The sequence below is a fragment of the Halorubrum sp. Atlit-26R genome, from assembly GCF_003666015.1.
GTDB lineage: Archaea > Halobacteriota > Halobacteria > Halobacteriales > Haloferacaceae > Halorubrum.
The window spans coordinates 77809-100436 of record NZ_QPLT01000015.1 but is presented as its reverse complement, the minus strand read 5'-3'; the positions used below and the strand labels follow the sequence as shown (position 1 = coordinate 100436).

The 22628-nt window shown below is 70.0% G+C and carries 23 protein-coding genes, 1 tRNA gene and 1 pseudogene; 11 read left to right on the top strand and 14 right to left on the bottom strand.

The window, feature by feature from the left end:
* Nucleotides 1-180 precede the first annotated feature (180 nt).
* On the top strand, nt 181-1242 hold the full coding sequence (locus DVK07_RS15365) for a phytoene/squalene synthase family protein (protein WP_121597871.1): 1062 nt from the start codon (nt 181-183) through the stop codon (nt 1240-1242).
* A gap of 49 nt (nt 1243-1291) precedes the next feature.
* Here DVK07_RS15365 and DVK07_RS15360 read toward each other — a convergent pair whose 3' ends face one another.
* The 3 genes from DVK07_RS15360 to guaB form a co-directional block, all read right to left on the bottom strand.
* On the bottom strand, nt 1292-3286 hold the full coding sequence (locus DVK07_RS15360) for a DEAD/DEAH box helicase (protein WP_121597870.1): 1995 nt from the start codon (nt 3284-3286) through the stop codon (nt 1292-1294).
* Between the two features lie 64 nt (nt 3287-3350).
* Entirely contained in the window at nt 3351-3935 is a 585-nt protein-coding gene (locus tag DVK07_RS15355; RefSeq protein ID WP_121597869.1) for a HalX domain-containing protein, read from the bottom strand.
* Nucleotides 3936-4111: 176 nt separating this feature from the next.
* Entirely contained in the window at nt 4112-5599 is a 1488-nt protein-coding gene (gene guaB / locus DVK07_RS15350; protein ID WP_121597868.1) for an IMP dehydrogenase, read from the bottom strand.
* Between the two features lie 524 nt (nt 5600-6123).
* Here guaB and DVK07_RS15340 point away from each other — a divergent pair.
* The 3 genes from DVK07_RS15340 to DVK07_RS22740 all read left to right on the top strand — a co-directional run bounded on the left by DVK07_RS15340 (nt 6124) and on the right by DVK07_RS22740 (nt 7789).
* Nucleotides 6124-7143 (top strand): DUF5794 domain-containing protein, encoded by a 1020-nt coding sequence (locus DVK07_RS15340; RefSeq protein ID WP_121597867.1) that lies wholly within the window; start codon nt 6124-6126, stop codon nt 7141-7143.
* 108 nt (nt 7144-7251) lie between these two features.
* The gene (locus DVK07_RS15335) at nt 7252-7476 is read left to right on the top strand and encodes a DUF5795 family protein (RefSeq protein ID WP_096393250.1); all 225 of its coding nucleotides are present in this window, start codon (nt 7252-7254) and stop codon (nt 7474-7476) included.
* 138 nt (nt 7477-7614) lie between these two features.
* Nucleotides 7615-7789: transfer RNA gene (locus tag DVK07_RS22740), tRNA-Trp, on the top strand.
* 293 nt (nt 7790-8082) lie between these two features.
* On the opposite strand, the gene DVK07_RS15330 is transcribed toward DVK07_RS22740, so the two are convergent.
* A complete protein-coding gene (locus DVK07_RS15330) occupies nt 8083-8277 on the bottom strand; it encodes a hypothetical protein (protein ID WP_007346299.1) in 195 nt (64 codons plus the stop codon).
* A gap of 215 nt (nt 8278-8492) precedes the next feature.
* On the opposite strand from DVK07_RS15330, the gene DVK07_RS15325 reads away from it, so the two are divergent.
* The gene (locus tag DVK07_RS15325) at nt 8493-8708 is read left to right on the top strand and encodes a hypothetical protein (protein ID WP_082224245.1); all 216 of its coding nucleotides are present in this window, start codon (nt 8493-8495) and stop codon (nt 8706-8708) included.
* Between the two features lie 27 nt (nt 8709-8735).
* Here the strand turns inward: DVK07_RS15325 and DVK07_RS24380 are convergent.
* The 4 genes and pseudogenes from DVK07_RS24380 to DVK07_RS15305 all read right to left on the bottom strand — a co-directional run.
* Nucleotides 8736-8983 (bottom strand): annotated as a pseudogene (locus DVK07_RS24380) (hypothetical protein); the annotation flags it as partial.
* A gap of 716 nt (nt 8984-9699) precedes the next feature.
* Nucleotides 9700-9900, bottom strand: coding sequence for a hypothetical protein (locus tag DVK07_RS15315; RefSeq protein ID WP_121597866.1), 201 nt, complete (start codon nt 9898-9900; stop codon nt 9700-9702).
* Between the two features lie 102 nt (nt 9901-10002).
* Complete coding sequence (locus DVK07_RS15310; protein ID WP_121597865.1) at nt 10003-10200, bottom strand: DUF5800 family protein; 198 nt, start codon at nt 10198-10200, stop codon at nt 10003-10005.
* Nucleotides 10201-10303: 103 nt separating this feature from the next.
* Entirely contained in the window at nt 10304-10483 is a 180-nt protein-coding gene (locus DVK07_RS15305; RefSeq protein WP_008445673.1) for a DUF5786 family protein, read from the bottom strand.
* A 169-nt stretch (nt 10484-10652) separates the two neighbouring features.
* Here DVK07_RS15305 and DVK07_RS15300 point away from each other — a divergent pair, with 169 nt between their 5' ends.
* Together DVK07_RS15300 and DVK07_RS15295 are read left to right on the top strand one after the other, a co-directional pair.
* Nucleotides 10653-11756, top strand: a complete 1104-nt coding sequence (locus DVK07_RS15300; protein ID WP_121597864.1) for a polymer-forming cytoskeletal protein — start codon at nt 10653-10655, stop codon at nt 11754-11756.
* A gap of 288 nt (nt 11757-12044) precedes the next feature.
* On the top strand, nt 12045-12926 hold the full coding sequence (locus tag DVK07_RS15295; protein WP_199719547.1) for a hypothetical protein: 882 nt from the start codon (nt 12045-12047) through the stop codon (nt 12924-12926).
* A gap of 101 nt (nt 12927-13027) precedes the next feature.
* On the opposite strand, the gene DVK07_RS15290 is transcribed toward DVK07_RS15295, so the two are convergent.
* Nucleotides 13028-13798 carry a ribonuclease H-like domain-containing protein gene (locus DVK07_RS15290; RefSeq protein WP_121597862.1) on the bottom strand — a complete coding sequence of 257 codons (771 nt, stop codon included), beginning with the start codon at nt 13796-13798 and terminating at the stop codon, nt 13028-13030.
* A 109-nt stretch (nt 13799-13907) separates the two neighbouring features.
* On the opposite strand from DVK07_RS15290, the gene DVK07_RS15285 reads away from it, so the two are divergent.
* Nucleotides 13908-14657 carry a glycerophosphodiester phosphodiesterase gene (locus DVK07_RS15285; RefSeq protein ID WP_233565454.1) on the top strand — a complete coding sequence of 250 codons (750 nt, stop codon included), beginning with the start codon at nt 13908-13910 and terminating at the stop codon, nt 14655-14657.
* 24 nt (nt 14658-14681) lie between these two features.
* Nucleotides 14682-15404, top strand: a complete 723-nt coding sequence (locus DVK07_RS15280; RefSeq protein WP_121597860.1) for an SOS response-associated peptidase — start codon at nt 14682-14684, stop codon at nt 15402-15404.
* A 73-nt stretch (nt 15405-15477) separates the two neighbouring features.
* Here DVK07_RS15280 and DVK07_RS15275 read toward each other — a convergent pair whose 3' ends face one another.
* The 3 genes from DVK07_RS15275 to DVK07_RS15265 all read right to left on the bottom strand — a co-directional run bounded on the left by DVK07_RS15275 (nt 15478) and on the right by DVK07_RS15265 (nt 18763).
* Nucleotides 15478-16332, bottom strand: a complete 855-nt coding sequence (locus DVK07_RS15275; protein ID WP_121597859.1) for a ZIP family metal transporter — start codon at nt 16330-16332, stop codon at nt 15478-15480.
* Between the two features lie 105 nt (nt 16333-16437).
* On the bottom strand, nt 16438-17937 hold the full coding sequence (locus DVK07_RS15270; protein WP_121597858.1) for a small ribosomal subunit Rsm22 family protein: 1500 nt from the start codon (nt 17935-17937) through the stop codon (nt 16438-16440).
* Nucleotides 17938-17989: 52 nt separating this feature from the next.
* Entirely contained in the window at nt 17990-18763 is a 774-nt protein-coding gene (locus DVK07_RS15265) for a prephenate dehydrogenase (RefSeq protein WP_121597857.1), read from the bottom strand.
* Between the two features lie 161 nt (nt 18764-18924).
* Here DVK07_RS15265 and DVK07_RS15260 point away from each other — a divergent pair, with 161 nt between their 5' ends.
* Nucleotides 18925-19980, top strand: a complete 1056-nt coding sequence (locus tag DVK07_RS15260; protein ID WP_121597856.1) for a M42 family metallopeptidase — start codon at nt 18925-18927, stop codon at nt 19978-19980.
* 70 nt (nt 19981-20050) lie between these two features.
* Here the strand turns inward: DVK07_RS15260 and DVK07_RS15255 are convergent, their stop codons facing one another.
* Nucleotides 20051-21355, bottom strand: a complete 1305-nt coding sequence (locus tag DVK07_RS15255; RefSeq protein ID WP_121597855.1) for an MFS transporter — start codon at nt 21353-21355, stop codon at nt 20051-20053.
* 109 nt (nt 21356-21464) lie between these two features.
* Nucleotides 21465-22127, bottom strand: a complete 663-nt coding sequence (locus tag DVK07_RS15250; protein WP_121597854.1) for a thioredoxin domain-containing protein — start codon at nt 22125-22127, stop codon at nt 21465-21467.
* A 106-nt stretch (nt 22128-22233) separates the two neighbouring features.
* On the opposite strand from DVK07_RS15250, the gene DVK07_RS15245 reads away from it, so the two are divergent.
* The gene (locus DVK07_RS15245) at nt 22234-22626 is read left to right on the top strand and encodes a DUF5779 family protein (protein WP_121597853.1); all 393 of its coding nucleotides are present in this window, start codon (nt 22234-22236) and stop codon (nt 22624-22626) included.
* Nucleotides 22627-22628: the final 2 nt, after the last annotated feature.

Genomic DNA, 22628 nt, shown 5'->3' with positions numbered 1-22628 from the left:
CCCATCGCGGCGTTCGATCTCGCTCCACAAACGACAAGTCGATCCACGCGATACGTTCGCTGAGGCGCTCGGTTTCGGCCATAGACACTCTGAAGTCGAGCGCCTCATCCTCTAACTTAACGCGACGACGGACGTTCCACGAGGGTTTTTATGCGTTGTGCCGTAAAGGCTGGCAACTGAATGAGCGGACGAGAACACGGCCCCGCGGAGGCCGACCTCGCGTGGTGTCACGAGGCGGTCCAGGGGGTCTCGCGGACCTTCGCGCTGACTGTCGACGTGTTAGAGGAGCCGATGGCCTCGCAGATCTGCGTCGGCTACCTCCTCTGTCGCGTCGCCGACACGGTCGAGGACGCCGGGCACATCCCGCCGGACGCCCAGAGCGACGTGCTGCGGACCTACCGGCGGGCGATCGACCCGGACGACGGGACCGACATCGGCGAGTTCCGCGAGGCGGTCGACGAGTGGCTGCCCGCCGAGCTCGACGACGACTGGACCGTCGTCGCCGAGGCGCCGACGATCGCCGCGACGTTCGAGGAGCTCGACCCGGAGGCCCAGGCGGCCATCGTCCCGCCCGTGTTGGAGATGGTCGACGGGATGGCGATGTTCGTCGACCGCCACGCCACGGAGGGCGGGCTCCGCATCGACGACCGCGAGGAGTTGGAGCAGTACTGCTACTACGCGGCCGGCACCGTCGGCAACCTCATCACGAACCTGCTCACCCGCGAGGACATCGGCGAGGAGCGCGCGGAGCGCCTGCGGGAGACCGCCGAGGAGTTCGGGCTCCTCCTCCAGCTCGTCAACGTCTCGAAGGACGTGTACGACGACTACACCGAGGAGAACAACGTCTACCTCCCCGCCGAGTGGCTGGAGGCCGAGGGCGTCGACCAGGAGCGCGTCGTCCACCCGGAGAACCGCGAGTCGTCCGCGCGCGTCGTGGACCGCACCGCCGACTACGCCCGCTCGTTCCTCGACGACGCGCAGGCGTACCTGGAGACGATGCCGCTCTCGAACGGGAACACGATGGAGGCGTGGACCGTCCCGTACCTGCTCGCGGTCGGCACCCTCCGCGAACTCGGGAGCCGCCCGGAGGACGCGCTCACCGAAACCGGCGTGAAGGTGTCCAGACAGGAGGTGTTCGCGGTGATGTCCGCCGCGAGCGACGTGGGCCGCGACTCGCTCGCGGAGCTGCGACAGACCATCGCGCGGACTCCCTTCCACCGCGCGGTCGGCTCAGCCGACTGAAGCGCCGCGGTCCGACGCCAGCCGTCGCCGGTTTTGCCTCGCCCGCTTCTCACAGCCGCGACCGCGCCCGCGACACCGCCGGGACGCGCACGCCGATCGTCTCCCCGAGCGCCTCGGCCGCGCTCAGCAGCCACTCCGCCCGCTCGACCCGCGAGTCGAGGTCGCCGGGGCCGATACGGTAGCGCTCGACCAGCACCTCGACGGTCGCGCCGCCGATCCACTCGTCCAAGATGCGCGCTGTCTTCACCGACTCCAGCCACGCCTCGAAGTCGTCCGGGTCGGTCATGTCCGTGGTGAGGTGCGCGGCGTTCGTCCGGGCGAACTGATAGACGTCGGCGCGCTCGGCGTTCCCGAGGTAGGTGTCCTGCATGTCCGGCGTGTCGCAGATCACCTCGAAGGCCGTGAGCGTCGTCGCGTCCGAGAGCCCAGCGGCCGCCCGGAGGCCGGCGACGATCCGCTCGCCGGTCTCGGGCCGGACGTACTGTTTCGAGGTCGTCTCGCCGACCGCGGTGGCGACGAGCCGGTAGTCCTCGACGCCGCCCGTCTCGCGGGCGACCATCCCGGCCGCGACGAGGTCGTCGACCGCGACGGCGACCGCGTCGGCGAGCCCGCCCGCGCCCGTCTCCCGCGCGTAGAACGTCCCCTCGAACACGTCGAGTATCTCCGACTCGGTCGCGGCGAACTCCGTCGCTATCGCCGCGAGGACGTGCGTCCGGAGCGCGGCCGGATCGGCGAGCTGCGACTCGACGGCCTCGGGTTCGCCCTCGACGTACCGCTCGTGGACCGCCTCTCGCGTGTCGGCGTCGGCGACGAGAACGGCCTCGCCGTGCGGGTCGAGCCCCGGACGCCCCGCGCGGCCGCACATCTGGTGGACCTCCAGCGTCGGGATCCACGACATCCCGCCCTCCCCGTACCGGCGCTGGTCGCGGACGACGACGCGGCGGGCGGGGACGTTGACGCCGGCCGCCAGCGTGGGCGTGGCGCAGATACAGGCGACGTCGCGCTCGCGGAACGCCGACTCGACGACCGCGCGGTGGCCCGACCGGAGCCCGGCGTGGTGGAACGCGACGCCCGCGCGCAGGCAGCCCGCGAGCTGTCGGCCGGTCAGCGTGCCGTCCACGTCGGTCGCCTCCTCGGCCGCAGCCGCGGCCGCGTCCTCGACGCCCAGCTCCGCGGCGAGCCCCTCCTCGGCGAGCCGCTCGGCGAGGTCGACCGCCTCGCGCCGCGAGCGGACGAACGCGAGACACTGGCCGCCGTCGGCGACGGCGTCCGCGACCAGGGCGGCCGTGACCTCGGTGGGATCGCTCTCGTCCTCGTCGCCGCGCTCGCCGGCGTCGTCGCCGTTGCGCTCGCCGTCGGCCTCCGTCTCACCGGAGTCGACGTCGACCGACAGGCTCGTGCCGTCGTCGAACGCGACCTCGCCGCCGACGGCGACGCCGGTCCGGAGCTCGACCGGGCGCCACTCGGACTCGACGAGGGCGGCGTCGAGCCAGTCCGCGATCGCGTCGGGGTTGTCGACGGTCGCCGACAGCGCCACCGTCTGGAGGTCGGGGTTCCGGCGCCGGAGCGTCGCGAGCGTCACTTCGAGGGTCGGCCCGCGCCGCTTCGCGCCGAGGAGGTGGACCTCGTCGATGACGACGCAGGCCAGCTCGTCGACCCACGAGGCGCCGTTGCGGATCGCGGAGTCGACCTTCTCGCTCGTCGCGACGACCACGTCGTTGCCCGCGAGCGCCTCGCCCGTGGCGTCGAAGTCGCCGGTGGAGATGCCCACGTCGACGCCGGGCAGCGCCGCGAACGTCTCGTACTTCTCGCGGGCGAGCGCGCGGAGCGGACAGACGTACAGCCCGGGACCGTCCGCCGTCAGCAGCGCGAGCTGGGCGACGAACGTCTTGCCCGACGCGGTCGGCACCGCGGCGACGACGTCGGCGCCCTCGCAGACGCCCGCCTCGACCGCCGCACGCTGCGGCGGGTACAGCTCGCGCACGCCGCGCTCGGCGAAGTGGTCGACGACGGGCTGAGACAGCGGCAGGTCCCGGACGCGCATATACCGCTCGTTCGGCGGGACCGGTGATAAAGAGTCGGCGGGGTACCCCCTCGGTCGGCGCGGGTTACTCGGTGTCGAAGTCCTGGAAGAGCTTCTCGTAGTCCTCGTCGTCGCTCGCGACCGCGTCGCGCGACTCGTCGGCCCGCTCGCGGAGCTCGCCGATCCGGTCGGTGAGGCGCTGGTACTCCTCGTTGTCCGCGAGGTCGCTCGCGCTCTTCTCCGACTCCAGCATCGCCTTCTTCGAGGTCAGCGAGAACAGCTCCTGGACCTCGGAGTCGTACTCGCCGCGCCGCAGGAGTCCCTCTACGGTCTCGCGGAGCGTGTCGCTCGTGACCGGCTTGACGAGGTAGTCGTCGAACCCCATCTCCAGGATGTCGAAGTCGGGCTCGACTGCGGTGACCATCGCGACCCGGCAGTCGATGCCGCGGTCGCGGACGGCCGTGAGGACCTCGTCGCCGGAGAGGCCGGGCATCCGGCGGTCGAGGAGTATCGCGTCGACCTCGTCGTCGGCCTCGTCGAGTTCGTCGAGGGCCTCGCGGCCGCCGTACGCGGTTCGGACGCGATACTCGTCACCGAGCCATGCGGCGTACAGGTCGGCTAAGTCGGGTTCGTCCTCGACCACGAGGACCAGCGGCGGTTGCTCACTCATGGATGACGGGAGCGAGGGGGTGTTCGCTCACACGTTTCATCTCGCCGCTGGCTATATTAAAATACCTCTTCGACGCGCCGCGGAATCGGTCGCGCCGTCGGGATCGGATCCGGTCGCGTGCCCCCGAGCCGGCCGTCCGGGTTACTCGGGCTGCTCGTCCGAGCCACTCGTCCGGGCTACTCGTCCGGGCTGTAGTTGGGCGCCTCGTCCGTGATCATCACGTCGTGCGGGTGGCTCTCGCTCTGGCCCGCGGTGGAGACGCGGACGAACTCCGCGCGCTCGTGGAGGTCGGGGACGGTCTCGGCGCCGACGTAGCCCATCCCGGAGCGCATCCCGCCGGTGAGCTGGTGGAGCTCGGAGGCGAGGCTCCCCTTGTACGGGGTCGCCGCCTCGACGCCCTCGGGGACGAACTCCTCGTCTTCGTCCTCCTCCTTGAGGTAGCGGTCGCCGCCGCCGGACTTCATCGCGCCGACGGAGCCCATCCCGCGGTACTGCTTGTATTTTTTCCCCTGCATCGTGATGACGCGGCCCGGGGCCTCGTCGGTGCCGGCGAAGTAGGAACCGAGCATCACCGCGTCGGCGCCGGCCGCGAGCGCCTTGATCGCGTCGCCGGAGTAGCGGATGCCGCCGTCGGCGATCACGGGCACGCCGTGGTCGGCGGCGACGTCCGCGACCTCGGCGACCGCGGTCATCTGGGGCATCCCCGCGCCGCTGACGACGCGCGTGGTACAGATCGAGCCCGGCCCGATGCCGACCTTCAGCCCGTCGGCGAAGTCGACCGCGGCCTCGGCGGCCTCGCGCGTCCCGACGTTGCCGACGACGACGTCGGCGTCGACGGTCGCCTTGATCGCCTCCGCGGAGTCGAGGACGTTGAGGTTGTGCGCGTGGGCGCAGTCGATGAAGATGACGTCGACGCCGGCCTCGTCGGCCGCGACGGCGCGCTCCTCCTCGAAGGGACCGACGGCGACGCCGGCCAGCAGGCGCCCGCGCTCGTCGCGGGCGGCCTCCTCGTGCTCGCGGCGCTGGAGGATGCCCTGCATCGTGACGAGGCCGACGAGCCGGTCGTCGCCGTCGACGACCGGGACGCGCTCGATCTTGTGGTCGTACATCAGCTCCAGCGCCTCGCGGGCCCCGACGTCCTCGGGCGCCGTGATGACCTCGTCGGTCATCGCCTCGCGGACGGCGTCTTCCTCGCCGACCTCGAGGTACGGGCGGATATCGGTGCCGGAGATGATCCCGAGGACGGCGTCGTCCTCGTCGACGACGGGGGCCCCGGAGACGCCCTGTCGCTCCATCACGGCGTCCGCCTCGCTGACGGTGTCGTCCGGCGAGACGGTGACGACGTTCTCGCGGCGGATGACGAGCTCGTGAGCGCGCTTGACGCGCTCGACCTCGGCGGCCGTCTCCTCGACGGTCATGTTGCGGTGGAGGACGCCGAGGCCGCCCTCGCGGGCCATCGCGATCGCGAGGTCGCTCTCGGTGACGGTGTCCATCGCCGCCGACAGCACGGGCACGGTGAGCTCGACGTTCTTCGACACCCGCGTGCTCAGGTCGGCGTCGTCGGGCTCGACCCGGCTCTCCTTGGGGCGGAGCAGCACGTCGTCGAACGTCAGCGCTTCCGGAACCTCGAGCTTCGCCGAGAATCGGCCAGAATCTGTCGCCATATAATGCGTCATGAACGGCCGATGAAAAGCGTTGCGAGACGGCACGGACGTGGTGGTTGGTCACATTCAAATCCGTGTTGTATACACGATAGTGGGTATTTCGACGGCCGAGTCCCGTCACCGCCGTCGCACGCGTGACGGACCGCGGTCGCCCGGACGCGATCGACGATCCGAGACGCGGAAACCGAGAGATGATCGGGGATGTTCCGGGAATGTCGATGTATCGTCATCGAAGCACTACTCTCGTCGTCGATCATTCGTGTCGTGCGGACACGTCTCACACAACCTTTAACGCGACCGAAACACGTATATTGGGTATGGACTCCGACAGTCCCGTGAACGCGCGCATCGCCGGCCAGCCGAACGCCGACCTCGGCGTCCGCTTTACAGCCGGCAATCCGCGCAAACCCTTTACATGGGCTCGTCGGACCCCCCGCGGCGTGGACTCCGCGTGCCGGTCCCCGGACCACCGCGAGTCGCACGCGTCCCACCGCCACCCCGCCGGTCAGGGCTATCGTCCCTAAATGAGCACGTCACGTCACCCGGTCGCCCTGCGGCTCGAACAGCAGGTCGGGAGCGCGACGAAGCTGCTCGCGACCGTCATGGCCCTGCCGCTCGTCGACGGCATCTTCCCCGCCCTCGTCGTCGCCGGCGTCCTCGGCTCGGCCACGGGCGTCGTCGAGACCGGCATCCTCATCTTCGGCGGCTCCGCGACCGCCGCGGTGATCCTCGCGGAGATGGACGGCTCCCGTCGGGAGATGGCGGCCTCGATCCTGCTGATCGGCGCGGTGATCATCCCGGTCGCCGCCGTCGAGGCCGCGCTCGCGCCGACCCTCCAGGGGCTCCTCGATCTCCCCGTCTTCGAGCGGTTCGCCGGGCTCGTCATCCTGACCGTCGCCGCCAAGACCGCCAGCTCGGAGGTCGGCGAGTACCTGCCGAGCCCGGGCGTGATCATCGGGCTCGGGCTCGTCGCGAGCTTCGACCCGTCGGGGTTCGCCCTGCGGACCTCGACCGAGTACGTGGTCAACGGCACCGCGGCCGCCGCCGTGGGCGTCGGGTTCGCGCTGTCGATCGCGCTGCTGTCGCCGCACCTCCGCGGTCGCGTCGACATCGACCGGTTCCGCTTCGGCTCCGCGGTCGCGCTGGGCGTGCTCGCGCTGCCGATCCTGCTCGGCCCGTTCGACCTCATGCAGACGGACGCGCCCATCGCGCTCGCCGTGCTCGCCGTGACGACCCTGTTCGCGTACGACCCGAACTCGGACGGCGTGGCGAGCGCCGCCGGCGACGGCGACGCGCACGACGGCGACGCGCCGGACGACGGCGAATCGGTCGACGAAGAGGACGCGTCGGACGCGGACCCGACCGACGGCCGCGAGGAGCCCGCGGAGTCGCCGAGCGATCCCCCGCTCGACGCACCCCCCGAGGGCCCCTCTCCCATCGTCGACGACGACGTCGCAGTCCTCGCGAACGGCGGCGAGGGGCGCGAGACCGACGACGATCCGGATCCGTTCACGGACGACGACTCCCGGGCGCCGTGGCTGTAGTCCCGGGATAATCGGTCGCGACCCCCGACGCGTTCGACCCGCGTCGGTCGTCGCTCCGCGTCCCGCGCGTGTCGCCGGGGTTTAGGTACTCGACCCCGAACGGCAGGTATGTCGAACCGCGTCGTTCAGGGGCGGATGGTGACGCCCGAGAAGCTCGCAGAGCTGGTCGAAGGTGAGTCGGTGCTGGAGGCCGAGTCGATCGCGGACGCCGACCGCGACTGCCCGGAGTGCGGCGGCGACGTCATCTCGGTCGGGTACATGCCGAGCGTGACCGAGTTCGTCACCGGCTACAAGTGCCAGGACTGCGACTGGAGCGCCGACGACCGGGAGTAGCGTCGGTTTCCCTCCGTCCCGCACGGCGCCGGAGTGGACCGATATTCGCGGGACCGAGAGCGCGTCCCCGTCCACCGAACGCCCGCGATCGAAACCCCTTTATCCGCGTTTCGGCAACGGTCTGATGCGAGATCACGCGGGGCTGTGGCCAAGCCAGGCATGGCGACTGACTCCAGAGGCTTGCGCCCGGGACGACACTCCAGACTGATATACCGAGCGGCCGACTGATCATCGGTCGTGTTGACGACCCTCTGGAGTTCCGAGGCGCACCGGAGATATCAGTCGATCGGGGGTTCAAATCCCTCCGGCCCCACTTTCTGCTGCCGCGAGCAAACTCGCGAGCGGCAGCAACGCGCTTAGGAGGCATTTGAACGCAGCGGACGAGCGGAGCGAAGTCCGCGTGATTCGTACTCTCTCCGGCCCGTTCTTTCCCATCTCAACCGAAATTGAAGCTGTCGGAATCAGATACGGTAGCTGTCTCTCCAAACGTCCCTGATTCGATTGCCTGAACCGTGAACGAACACTGTAACTTCGAAGGGATGGCTTGTGCGTCCCGAATTACGGAGAATCGAGGAGAGAGCCTCGCGCTTTAGCGCGGGGAGGATGTCAAGCATCGTTTCGGACGGCCGCTACTATCCTGACACCGACGAGACCGTAGATGAGTCCGAAGAGACCGAGGTAGAATCCGATATACAAGGCCCACGTCTCACCCATAATATCCGTGCTCAATATTGTGAATCCACCATAAAGTACGAGAACGATTGCGAATAGCTCAAGCAGGAGGGCTTTTTGCACCGACATCCGATTTAGTTTGTTCGTTCGACATCAATAAACTCACGATACCTGATTCAACTGTACTGACCGCGACTGGGTGAGAATAGATCAGTTCCTGAGGGTTTCAACAGAGCCCGGTAAATCTACACCTGCCGGCGTCTACAATCGCGTCAGATAGCCCTCTCAACGGAGATCAGAATCGGAATTCAAATGACCGAATAGTTGTAACACGGTATGTCCGAATGTCAGAAGATAGCAGTTCTACCCACGTACCCAGCCAGCCCGTTGTCGTCCAAGAAGATACCCATCAAAACGAAATTCCGGAGAATATCGACTCAGAGCTGTATTCGGCAGATAGCCCCACTAACTCGTTCCACGAGTTCACAATCGAGCGTGGAGACGAACTCGTTGAAGCACTCCGCAATAACGGCTACACGGTCAAATTCAGAGAGCGGTGACATTCAGCTTGGACGTCGTTGGGACGCTTAGAAACGGATAGGTTCGGTGTGCTCAGTCCGTCTGAGGCACGGCTCACTCCTCGCAATCGGTTCCAGCGGAAGACGCTCGGGACCGATATCCTCGTATGGTTTGTCAGAGCTTGAGAGGGGGTGCCACGAGTTTCGGTAGTAGCGGCATGGAACGAATCGAACGCGATCATTCGGTCGTCGAAATAATTCACAGCCTTGAGTACGATCTGGCGTTCTTCATCGGTCTCAACGGGAACGACCTCAAGCGACTCTGTTGAAACCCTATTCTTCAAATATAAATTGGGATGAAAACTCGGTCGCTGAATGGTGCTTCCTGATCGGTAGCGGGAGTACGTCGTGAGTGAGGTCTTGTATAAGTAAAATCTCGGTTTTGCCGTTGGCTGTTTATAAATAATTGAGACTGCTGGGATGACGGCCTCCAAAGCCCCAGTCGCGAGGCGGCCGCACGCTCGCTGCGCTCCTCACTCGGTCACTCACTTCGTTCGCTCCCTCGTTGCGGTGCTTACGTCGCCTGCGGCCGCCTCGCGACTGCCCCTTTGAGTCCCGCCCCGCACCGCTCAGCACTGCAGCCTCACGCCTCCCCAACCTCGCCGCTCACGCCCTACGGGCGTTCGCGGCGTCCCTCGCGCGTGCGACTCGCGCCCTCCTGGCGCTCGTCGGCACGCGCCACCGCACCCCTTTTTATAAGTACTCGTCGCCGTCGCTCGTGGTTATTTAAATACGACATCGCGGCCGCAGATCTGCGATACCTACTCCCCAAATCGCTCGTCGCTACGTCTATACTGACCACGCACCGGTCAGAATGTATCACTTCCGAAGGATTTCAACAGAGCCGTTCAGCCCAAGGTTGGTCTGGATCGTGATCGGGCCCTAACGGAGTAGGGGAATAGAAGCGTACTCGACGGACAGGAACGGGCTCGTCGGCCGGTCGGCGTCGTCGAAAATTCGATTCGGCTTCCGACTACCGCCGCGCCACGATCCGCGCGGCCATGACGCCGACGAGGGCGATCATGCCCGCCATCGCGAGGTAGATCCCTAACCCGATCAGTTCGCCGTTCGCGCCGTTCACGCCCGCGAGGCCCAGGAACACGAGGGCGATGACGGCGTGGAGCGCGAACACGCCGGACGGGACGTTCGCGCCGAGGTCGAATCCGATCTCCATACCCTCGCTTCGGAGGGCGTGGGAAAAAGTCGTCCGGTCGGAACGTGGGACCGCAGCGGTAGCGCCGCGGTCGAGTGAGCGCGACAGCCCTGTCCCGGGACGCTACAGCACGTCGCCGATCCGGACCGGCTCGCCGTCCAGCTCCGGGTCCTCGGCGACGATCGTCAGGACCTCGTGGTCGGTGACGTCGCGGTACGACTTCCCGGTCGCGTCCTCGATCAGCGTCTTCTCTAACTCGAACTCGGTCCCCTCGTAGACGACGTCGACGCCGCGGTCGGTGAACGTCAGATCGGTGCTCATGCGTCGGCGTACGCGACGTATCTGTAAAAGGAGCGCGACACGAGTCAGTCGCCGCCGCGGGGCTCAGCCTCGACGGTTCCGCGACGGCGGCGGTCGTCGTCTGTTACTCCTCGTCGTCGTCCCGCATCTCGGAGAGGCGGCCGACGAGGTCGTCGGTGTCGGCGTCGCCCTCGATGGAGACGTCGCCGTCGTGGTCGTTCTCGTGGACGTTCACCGCGTCGTCCTCGTCGGTGTCGACGTCCTGGTCCTTCTGTTCGCTCTCGTCGTACGATCCGAATCCCATGGGTGCCTCTTCGGCGGCGCACTGAAAAGCGCAGCGACCGTGATCCGCCGCGGTAGGGATTCACGTCCCGATCCGGAAGGGAGTCCTGCGGCCCTGACGCTGCGCGCGTGCGTCCGACGCGCGTCCGACGCCCCGCACCGTTTATAAGCGCGGGGCGACTGCTCCCGGTGTGTCGCTGCGAGGAGACGGTCCGATAGAGGAGCTCTCGATCCCGTCCGGGACGACCGTCGAGGAGCACGACGTGGTCGTCGACGGCGACGTGCTCGTGGGCGGGCAGTCGACCGTCGAGCTCGGCGTCCGCGGCCGCAACGTCGCGATCGGCGAGCGCGTGCGCGTCGGCGACGACATCGAGGCCGAGGGGGACTGCCGGCTCGACACCTGGTGTTCCGTCGACGGCAACGTGCTGGTCGGCGAGGACGCCTACCTCGGCGAGCGCGTGACCGTCACCGGCCGCCTGATGGTGTCGGGCGACCTCGACATCGGCGACGACGTGACGATCGAAGAGGGGTTCGAGGCCAACGGGTGGATCGTCATCCGCAACCCGGTGCCGACGATCGTCTTCTACTTCATCGTCCTCTCGCAGCTGCTGCGCGTCGGCGAGACCGACGCGGCCGACGAGCTGGCCGAGGCGCTCGCCGACGGCGACGACGTTCGGGATCCCCTCTTGGTCCCGCGGAGCGCCGAGATCTCCGACGACGCGTGGCGCGTGTCGACCCCGGCCACGGTCGGCGACGACTGCCGCCTCCACGGCAACCTCCGCGCGGCGTCGATCCGCGTCGGCGAGCGCAACGAGGTGTTCGGGTCGCTGCGCGCCCGCGAGGACGTGACCGTCGGCGCCGACACGATCATCCACGGCGACGTGACGACCCGCGGCGGGACCGTGACCGTCGAGAGCGGCGCGCGCGTCCTCGGCGACGTCTCCGCGGGCGACTTAGTGGTGTACGACGGCGCGGAGATCCAGGGTACCCTCCGTGCGCGCGGGGAGATGAAGCTGATCCAGGAGACGGAAGCAGAAGAAGAGGCCGACGAGACGGAAGAAGAGGCCGAGGAAGCCGACGAGCGAGATGTCGATGCCGAGGAAACAGCGGCCGAGCAGTCCGACGAGCTCGACGGTGACGAAGCGGACGAAGCCGCTGACGGCGACGAGGGCGGCGACGGCGAACGAGCCGACGACCCGGAGTCCGGCGACGACGCGACCGAGAGCGAGACCGCGGCGGTGACCGCCGACGCCGGAGCGGCGGTGGACGCGGCCGAATCCGAAGACGAGTTCTGACCCGTCGGGCCGAACGTGTTCGGCCTACTTCGGATGAACCATTAAAATCCGGTATTAGGGCCCGACACGCCGCTTTGTGGACGGTGAACGAGTCGTTTTGCGGCGTGGATCGTCGCTCCGGTCGACGTTTAACGCGGTTTTAGGCGATTTAATTTCAGGAGAACTCTAAACTGACACAAGGCACTTACAACAGGCACCGAAAACCCCGAGTGCGTCATGAGCCGACCACTGACGACGACCCGCCGCGCGACGCTGGCGGGGCTGGGTGCGATCGTCGCATCGGGAAGCGTGACCGGCGTCGCCGCGGCCGCGGAGAGCGACTGGACCGTCGAGGCGACGGAGACCGACAGCACGCTCCACGACGTGGTGTCGGCGGACGCCGGCCGCTTCGCGGTCGGCGGCGGCGGCGTCCTCTCCGCCCGCGGGGACGAGGGCTGGCGGACGCTTCGCGACGGCGGCCCGACCGGGAACGGGAACAACCTCTACGGCGCCGCCGTCACCGACGACGGCGAGCGCGTCTGGTTCGTCGGCGCGAGCGGCGCCGTCGGCGAGTACATTCCCGCGACCGACACGCTCGTGGACCACTCCGCGCCGATGGACAACACGAACAACTACAATTCGGTCGCCGTCACCGGCGCCGCCGGCGAAGCGAACGTCTACGTCGCCGGCGACTCCGGGAAGATCTACTACAGCTTCGAGAACGGCGCCGCGGGCACGTGGGACTACGTCACGCCGGGCAGCGGCTCCGCTCTCCCCGCGATCGACTTCCACGGTCCCCGCAGCGGGCACGCGATCGACACGAACGGTCGCGTCTTCGCCACCGACGACGGCGTCACCTGGAACGCCATCGGCATCGAGGACGCGAACGTGACGTTCTACGGCCTCGACAGCGACGCGCCCGACGACGTCGCCGTCTCGGGCGGCAACGGAACCGTTCTGACGTACGGCGGCGCGAACTGGACGCCCGACGCCCTCGGCGACGCCGACCTCGTCGACGTCGAGACGGACGGCGAGGCCGGCTACGTCGTCGGCAGCGGCGGCGTCGTTCAAGAGCTGACCGCCGACGACCGGTTCGCCCTCGACACGCCGACCGGCGAGAACCTCAACGCGGTCGACGTGGACGGCGACGCCGTCGTCGTCGGTAACAGCGGTATCGTCCTGCGCCGGTAACCGGAACCGGTTCGCCGACTACGAGCGCGTCGGCGTCGCCGTCTCCGGCGGCTCCCATCGCGGCGGTCCATACCCGCCGTCCTCGACCTATCGGGTCCCTCTCAGTCGCCGTCTCCGTCCGGGGCGGCGACGAACACCTCGTCGTCGAGCCGATCGCAGACGGTGTCGGCGAGCGTCCGGAGGTTCACCGCGTCCTCGCGGTTGTACGAGACGAGCGTCTCCAGCGCCGCCTCGTCGCCGCGCTCGTACTCGCGCCAGAGACGGACCGCGTCGCGCCCGGAGATGTCCGGCCTGTCGCGATCGATTCCCAGCTGCTTCTCGATCGGCTTGAGGCCGCCCGAGAGCCCGATCCGCTTCGCGGGGTACATGAGATCGAGGTGCGGCGTGTCGATCTCGACGTCGAAGGAGGTCTCGAGGAAGGGGACGTCGAAGCGCGCACCGTTGAACGTCGCGAGCAGGCTCGCGTCGGCGAACCGCTCGCGGAGGCGCCGGGCGGTGAGGTCCTCACCCGCGACGAGCGTCGTCGTCTCGCCGCCCTGATGGAAGCTGACCGTCGTCACGCGGTCGCGCCGCTCGTCGAGGCCGGTCGTCTCGATGTCGAAGAAGCAGGTCTCCTCGCGGAAGTTCTCGTAGAGCCGCCAGCGCTCGCCCGAGGGGAACTCCCGGTCGAAGTAGGCGGAATCCCCGTCGTCGAGCCGCGCGAGCGCCTCCGCGATGAACGACTCGATCCGGTCGGCGGTCGTCGCGCCCACGCCCGCGACGTCGACCGCGGGATCGAACTCGTCCCACGTCGTGACCCCTCGCTCCCAGAGGCGCCGTTCGGTCGTCTCGCCCACCCCTTCGACGGGGATGAAGCTGTTCTCGATTCGCATGTGCGTCCCCGGGCGGTGCGCGGCTAAAAAGTCGGCGGGAGCGTCGGCGCGGCCGCGCGGTCGCGTCGGCGAGGCAACGGCTAACGGGCTCCGGCCCCGAGAGAGACGCGTGACGGACCGACGAGCGGAACGCGGAGACGGTGCCGACGAGCCGACGGACCCGGACGGCGTCGCGCTGATCGCCCATCGCGGCTGCGCCGGACAGTTCCCCGAGAACACGGTCGCGGCGATCGAGCGCGTCGCGCCGCACGTCGACGCCGTGGAGGTCGACGTGCGGCGGTGCGCGAGCGGCGAGCTCGTCGTCTTCCACGACGCGGAACTGGATCGACTGACCGGCGCCACCGGTCGCGTCGAGGACGCCGACTGGGAGGGCCTCCGAGGGCTGACGGTCCTCGACTCCGGCGAGCCGATCCCGCGGCTCGGCGAAGCGCTCGCGGCCGTCCCCGACGGGACCGCGGTCAACGTCGAACTCAAAACGCCCGAAGTCGCCGCCGACGCCCTCAACGCCGTCCGCGAGGCCGGCACGGACGCGCTCTTCTCGTCGTTCCTGCCGAGCGAACTGGCGCGGCTGCGAGACCTCGATCCCGCGACCGACCGCGCGCTGCTCGTCACGGACGGACCACGGGAGCGCGCGGTCGATGCGGCGACCGAACTCGGGTGCGTTGCGGTCCACCCGCCGATCGACGTCGCGACCGGGGCGCGGTTCGTCGAGAGGGCGCACGAGGCCGGACTCGCGGTGAACGCGTGGACCGCGTCCGACCGCGAGGACGCCGAACGGCTCCTCGCGGCCGGCGTCGACGGGATCATCGCCGACCGATGGGACCTGCTGTCGGAGGCGGACTCGTCGTCGCGGAGTTAAGTGCGCCCGCACGAAGTGGTCCGTATGTGCGGCCGCTACACGCTGTTCACTCCCACCGCCGACCTCGAAGCGCGCTTCGGCGCCGACTTCGGCGACCGGGAACCGAGCTACAACTGCGCGCCCGGGCAGTCGCTCCCCGTGATCACCGACGAGGACCCGGCCGAGGCCGCTCGGATGGAGTGGGGGCTGACCCCCTCGTGGGCCGACGAGTCGTTCGACCTCATCAACGCCCGCGCGGAGACGGTCCGCGAGAAGCGGAGCTTCGCCGACGCGTTCGAGCGCCGGCGCTGTCTCGTGCCCGCGGACGGCTTCTACGAGTGGGTCGGCGGCGACCGGGGCTCCGGAAAGACGCCGTACCGCGTCGCGTTCGAGGACGACCGCCCGTTCGCGATGGCCGGGATCTACGAGCGCTGGGAGCCGCCGACGCCGGAGACGACGCAGACGGGCCTCGGCGCGTTCGGCGGCGGTACGGATGGAAACGGCGGTACCGACGCCGACGGCGACGGACCGGTCGAGACGTTCACCGTCGTCACGACAGAGCCGAACGAACTGGTCGCCGACCTTCATCACCGGATGGCGGTGATCTTGGATCCGGTCGAGGAGGAGACGTGGCTCCGCGGCGACCCCGACGAAGCCTACGGGCTGTTGGACCCGTATCCCGCCGACGAACTGACCGCGTATCCGGTGTCGACGCGGGTGAACTCGCCGAGCGTCGACGCGCCGGACCTGATCGAACCGGTCGGCTGAGCGGGTCATCGCTCGGGACGTCGGCGTGGCGGTCAGGGGGGCCGACTACGGCGCCGCCGATCGCGGAACGCCGTCAGGCCGCCAGCGAGATGTCCAGGTACAGCATGACGATGACGCCGGTCATGAGTCCGAGCGTCGACACGCGTTCGTACCCGCTCCGATGCGTCTCGGGGATGATCTCGTCGGAGATGACGAACAGCATCGCCCCGGCGGCGAACCCCATCGCGTACGGCAACAGGGGCGCGACCGCCGCGACGGCGACGGCTCCGAGCACCGCCAGCGGAATCTCGACGACACCGGCGCGTATCCCCGCGAACGCGGCGTAGGTTCGGCGATCGAGGCCGGCGTTTATCGCCGCCACGGAGACGGCCAGCCCCTCCGGGACGTTTTGGATACCGATCGCGAGCATCAGCGACAGCGCGCTCCCGAGCTGCGCCGGATCGCCGGCGGCCGCACCGAACCCGACGCCGACCGCGAGCCCCTCGGGCATGTTGTGCAGCGTGATGGCCAAGACGAACAGGACCACCCCGGTCAACCGCTCGTCGCTGACCGGTAGCGTCTCTCCGGGGTTCGCCGCGTCCGTGCGACGAGAGCCGCTCAGCAGGAAATGGGCGTGGGGGATCAACGCGTCCGCCCGATCCAGAAACAGAGCGCCGATCCCCACGCCGATAAGCGTCGGGATCGGGTTGCCGCCGGAGTACTCCTCGATGCCGGGGATGATCAGGCTGGTGAACGCGGCGGCGAGCATGACGCCGGCGGCGAAGCCGAGCATCCCGTTGAGGGCTCGCTCGGACGGGTTCCGCCAGACGAGGACCAGCGACGCCCCGGCGAGGTTCAGCAGCGCGATGACGACGCCGCCGACGAACGCCTGTGCTACCGGAGAGGTGCCGGCGATACGGACGAACGCCTCGGTGATTTCGACCGCCATCTGGCACCGATAACACGGGGCCGGTTGATAAGTCTACACCGGAGACGGTCGCTCGTGGCACTCGGTGACGAAACTGCGCGACCGTTTCCCACGCCCTGCGCCGGCTCAGGGAGCGACCAGATCCACGACCGTCTCGTCGTCGACGACGACGTTGTACGCGCCCTCGTCCTCGTTCCAGAGGACGAGCCCGTTCTCGACGAAGACGACCGCGCCGTAGTCGGCCTCGCGCAGGTCGCGGTTCAGCGCGGTCTCTCGCGTACAGACGAGGTAGTGGTCGGTCGCCTGCGAGCCGTCGCCGACGCGGTACAGCGCGTTGTCGCCCTCGCTGAGGTCGTGGCTCAGCTTCACCGCGAGCAGGTTCACCCGGTCGGTGACGTGGCGCTCCGACTCGGCCATCCGCGCGCACCGCTCCGCGCTCGCCTCGACGTCGACCCGGCGCTTCCCGTCGCGGCGGAGGATCGAGTAGGCGAACTGGACGTCGACGTTGACGAACTCGCCCGGCTCGTCCGTCTCGCCGCGCGCCGTCGCCTCGTCGAGCCGGCGCTGGAACGGCGGGACCGCGAGGTCGGGGGCGACGTCGAACGACCAGCCGCGGTCGCTCGGCACCGCGTCGGGCCAGAGCCGGAGCGCCGGCGAGTAGATCTCGGCGTCGTTACCGGGGTATCCGCCGCTGTCGCCCGCGACGAGCGCGCGCTCGACCCGGCGGAGCCCGGTCGCGGTGTTCCGGTCGGCGGGCGCGAACGCGACGAGGCTCCCGTCGGGCGCGAGCGCGTCGAGCGCGGCCTCCGCGACCGTGACCGGGTCGGCTAGCTCCGAGAGCACGTTGCCGAAGACGACGAGGTCGAAGGGCTCGTCAGTCGCGGAGTCAGCCGCGCTGGAGCCGTCGGCCGTGCCGGAGCCGCCGCCCTCGCCGCCGCCTTCGAGGCCGAGGAACGCCTCGGCGGTCGTCTCGTGGACCGTCGTCCGGAAGTTGCGGCCGGTCTCCTCTAACATTCGGTCGAGGACCTCGGTCGCAGCGCTCGGCTCGACGGCGTGGTACTCGACGACCGCGTCCTCAGGGAGGTAGTCGTGGAGCCCGAGCGCGGGCCCGCCGACGCCGGCGCCGACGTCGAGGACGCGGATCGTCCGGTCGAGCAGGCCGTTCTCGGTCAGGTCGTCGAGGACGTACCCGACCGTCGCGTAGTACGCCGGCAGGTGGTAGATCGCGTAGCCGAGCGCGGCGACGCGGTCGTACTCCACGTCGTTCTCGTAGAGGTAGTCCGTCTTCAGCCGGCGGACGCGCTCGCGGAGCTCGTCGCCGGACTCGCCGCGGTGCCAGTTCGCGCCGTACTCGCGCACGAGCAAGTCCTCGACCGCGAACGCGTACGCGTCGGGCAACGCTTCGGGGGCCCAGCCCGGCGGGTCGACGGGCGCGTCGTCGACGGGGACGAAGGCGCCGTCCTCGCGCTCGCGGAGCCGGAGGTCGAACGCCTCCTCGCGGAGCGTCTCGCGGACGACCGCCGGGTGCGGGGTCCCCTCGACGTACTCGGCGATCTCCTCGGGGTCGATCGGTCTGACGTTGCGCAGGTAGTTCGCGTTGTTCCGGACCGCGGTTCTGTCGATCATTGGTGTCTCGCCTGCCTCGCGTGTTGGTGTGTCCCGCCTGCCTCGCGTCGTCTCACTCCAGCCGGTCCCGCCCCTCGCGGTCGCCGCGGGCGCGTTCGTACAGCGCGGCGAACGCCTCGCCGTCCGCGTCGGCGATCGCCGCCGCGGCGTCGGCCACGTCCTCGGCGCCGTCGAAGGCGCGCTGGATCTCGGCGTACACCGCGGGCGAGCCCTCCGTGACGGTGTCGGCGACCTCGTCGAGCGCGGCCGACACGGGGGTGTGGAACTCCTCGCGGACCGGCTCCGCCGCGAGTCGCCACGCCAGCACCGCGGCGTGCGCCCCCGCCTGAACGGTCTCCATCGCGTCGTCGTGCTCCGCGGCGGTCGTCTCGAACACGTCGTTGCCGCCGGCCTCGATGGCGTCGGTGAGCGCCGCGACCGTCGGCCCCGCCTCGTCGACGACGACCGCGACGTTGCCCGGAACGCGCGGCGGGGCGAAGAGCGGGTGGTAGCTCGCGCGTTCGAGCTCCGAGGCGTGCTCGCGCATCGCGGCGAGCGCGTCGGTCATCTCGCCTGAGACGTCGACGATCGCCTCCCGGGCGCGCGGCGCGTACGCCTCGACTGCCGCGGGTACCGCCGACATCGGCACCGCGAGGCAGACGGCGTCGTGGACGGAGTCCCCGTCTGCGTCGACCGTCCGCGCGTCTCGGCCGGCCGCGGCGTCGGCCGCGACTGACGGGTCGCGGTCGGCGAACGCGACGCTCGCGTCGACGGGTGCGGCGTCGGCCGAGACCGTGTCGGCGACCCAGCGCCCGATCTCACCGGCGCCGACGACGAGGAGGTCCATCGGTTACCGGAACCGAGGCGACGCGACGGTTAAAAGGACTCGCCTCGGGGCGGAGCGGGCGGCGCCGCGTTCCCGGCGCTGCGTCCCGCCGAGCCGCTCGCGGGAGCGCCCGTTCTGCCGCGACCCCCGGACTTTCACGCGCGACCCGCAAGGGTCGGGACGTGACCGCGAACGCCACGCTCAACTTCGACCTGCTCGCGCGACTGGCGGACGCCCCCGGGCCGGTCGGTCGCGAGGACGAGATCCGGGACGTCGTGCGCGACGAACTTCCCCCCGTCGACGCCGTGCGGACGGACGCGATGGGCAACGTCGTCGCGACCGCCGAGGGCGACGCGGCTCCCGGCTACGAGGTGCTCGTCGCCGCGCACATGGACGAGATCGGGCTCGTCGTCAGCGACGTCGACGACGACGGCTTCCTCTCCGTGGAGCCGCTCGGCGGCTGGAACCCGGACGCGCTCCGCGGCCACCCGGTCACCGTCCACGCCGAGGACGGGGAGTACGACGCGGTGGTCGGGGTCACGGCCGCACACACGGCCGCCGAGGCGGCGCCGGACGAGTGGACGCTCGACGACGCGCACGTGTTTACCGGGCTCGACCCCGCGGCGGCCGACGAGACGTTCCGCGTCGGCGACGTCGTCACGTTCGACGGCGACCTCCGAGAGATGGGGCGGTGCGTCGCCGGCTCCTCGCTCGACGACCGCGCGGGCGTGTACGTGCTCATAGAGGCCGCGCGGCGCGCGGACCCCGACGTGACCGTTCACTACGCCGCGACCGTCCAGGAGGAGGTCGGCCTGCGGGGCGCGGCCGCCCTGGGTGTCGACGTCGACCCGGACCTCGCCGTCGCGCTCGACGGGACGCTCGAACAGTCGTACCCCGGCGTCGACCCGGCGGACGCGATATCGAAGCTCGGCGACGGCGTGGGCGTGAAGCGGAAGGACGCGAGCGTCGTCCCGACGCCCGCGGTCGTCGATCGGCTCGAGTCCCTCGCGGAGGAGCGCGGAATCGCCTTCCAGCGCGAGGTGGCTCGGAACATCGGGACCGACGCCGGCGCGCTCCAGAACGCCGGGGGCGCGCGACCGGTCGGCGCCCTCTCCGTCCCCGTCCGATACCACCACTCCGCCGTCGAGACGGCCGACGCGCGCGACGTCGAGGCCGCGGTCGACCTCCTCACCGCCTTCCTCGACACCGAGGACGGCGAGGGGTACGCGCCGAGCTGATCCCGGACCGCGAGGCGGCACGCGACGGCGACGGCGCGTCGACCCCTTTCTCGGGTCCGTCGAAGCGACCTCACCCCTCGGCGCCGAGCCGCCCGATCACGCCCGCGCCGGGCGAGATGGACCGGACCGCCGGGAGCAGCGCGAGCGCGATTGCCAGCTCCAGCCCGCCGACGGCGAGGAACGCGGGCGTGTAGCCGAACGCGTCCGTGGCGCCGCCGCCGATGAGGAACCCGGTGAGGAAGCCGAGCGAGCCGAACACGTTGAACAGCCCCATCGCGGCGCCCCGCACCTCCGGCTCGACGAGGTCGGTGACGAGCGCCATCGTCGCCGGGGCCATCAGCGCGCCGCAGACCCCGACCAGCACCATCAGCCCCGCGGCGATCGGGTAGGTCGGCGCGACGCCGACGCCGATCGTGACGACGCCGTACGCGAGCGAGCCGGCCACCACGGGGAGGAAGCGGCCGATCCGGTCCGAGAGCGCCCCGAACGGCGACTGGAGCAGCGCGAACGGGACGAAAAAGAGCGCGAGCGTCGCGCCCGCGCCGGCCGCCGACAGCCCGAACGTCGCCGGGTCCTGGAAGTAGTAGACGCCGACGAGGGCGAAGAAGCCCGCCGTCAGCCGGTCGACGAACCCGAACGCGAGCGGGACGAGGAGGCCGGGCGTCGTCCGCGCACGGGCGATCACGTCCGCGAAGCCGATCTCGTCGGTCTCGGTCGCCGCAGAGTCCGTCCCCGGTTCCGTCGAGGCCGTCGCCGCTCGGTCGTCGACCGTCGCCGCGAGCAGCCCCGCCGAGGCCAACACGACGGCGCCGGCGTACACCGGGTACAGCGCGCCGATGTCGGCGAGCGCCCCGCCGACGACCGAGCCGACCGCCGCCCCGAGCCCGATCGCGAGCCCCGCGGTCCCCATGTTGCGCCCGTTGCCGCCGCGCAGATCCATCAGCAGCGTGATCGAGAGCGAGAACGCGCCGATGGTGAGCGCGCCGCCGACGACCCTGACGAGGAGCGCGGCCTCGAAGCCGAGTCCGAGCCCCGGCAGCGACGCGAGCGCGACGTACGAGGCCGCGCCGCCGAGCGCGCCGGCGACAATCAGCGGGACCCGCGTCTCGAGCGCGTCCGAGAGCGCGCCCCAGACGACCGCGAACGTCACGAACGCGCCGAACTCGGCGACGAGGAACCACATGCCGGCGTCGATGCCGGCGGGCGCCCCGAGCGCGACGACGAGGTCGGGCACGCCGGGGTAGAGGAGGACCTGCGAGATCAGCACCGCGAGGACGACCGCGCCGAGGCGACGGCGTTCGCCGGCGTCGGCCGCGGCGGACGGGTCGCCGCCGTGGGAGGGACCGACTTCGGCGGCGGGATCGGCGTCGCTCATCTACTTATAAATCGGGACGAACGGGCAAAAGATCGACGCTCCCCGGACCGCCGTCGACGCTTCCGGTCCGGGCGGCCGAACGGGTCGAGCCCGTCGTCAGGGCGCGTCGTCAGAGCGCGTCGTCGATCGCGGCGGCGATCGTCTCGGCGCCGTATCCACCCTGTACGGGCTCTCCGTTGACGAATATCGTCGGTGTCCCGGAGACGCCCATCGAGTCGCCCTCCGAGCGGTCGCTCATCGACGCCTCCTCGTAGGCCGAGAACTCCGCGTCGGCGAGGACCGCGCAGGGGTCGGCACCGGCGGCCTCTGCGGCCGCGCCGAGCGCCTCGCCGCCGTAGTCGCCCTGCGACTCGTAGGCGGCCGAGGCGAACTCGAAGAACGCCTCGTCGCCGTTGCGGGCGCCGACGCCGCGGGCCGCGCTGGCGACCGGGACCGCCCACGTCTCGTTGACCGGGATCGGGAAGTCCCAGTGCTGGTAGTGGATGTCGCCCGGCTCGATGTACTCCTCGCGGATCGTCGGGAAGTGGTCGAGCTTGTACGTCGCGCAGTGGCCGCAGGTGAAGTCCTCGAACGCCTGAACGGTCACGTCGGCGTCGGGGTTCCCGAGCGTCGGCCGGTAGTCGAGGTCCGGATCCGTCGGCTCCGAGAGGGAGCAGTCGTACGAGCCCGTCTCGAGCTGGTTCCCGCCCCCACCGCCGCCGAGACACCCCGCCGCGCCGACGACGCCCACCGACGCCGCACTCGCGAGCAGGGATCGCCGCGTGCGTTCCATGTCCGCTGCTGGGGTCGGCGCGTACTTAACGACTCCGCGACCGGGCGGCGTCCGGATGGCAGACCGGCTCCCGAACGCTTTTGCCGTCGCCTGTCGACCCCCACGTATGAGCGACTGGGACCTCGACCTGCGGGACGCCGAGGCGAAGATGGACGAGGCGTTCGCGGCGGCGGGCGACGTCGTCCTCGGCGTCTTGGACGGCACGACCGACCCGGAGGAGTGGGTCCGCAGCGTCGATTACGGGAACACCCTGGTGCTGTCGATCGAGGGCGACCTCAACGAGCTCGCCGCGCCCTTCGCGCGCGACGTGAAGGACATGGACGGCGAGCTGATGCACTTCCGCGGCTTCCTCGTGGTCACCCCGCCCGGCGTGAGCATCGACACCGACCGGCTGAGCGACGCCGACGGCGGCGAGGACGCAGGCGATGCGGCTGCGGGCGACGGGGAGGGAAGCGCAACGGCGGACGACTCCGAAGCGGGCGGCGGCGAAGAGGCCTGAAG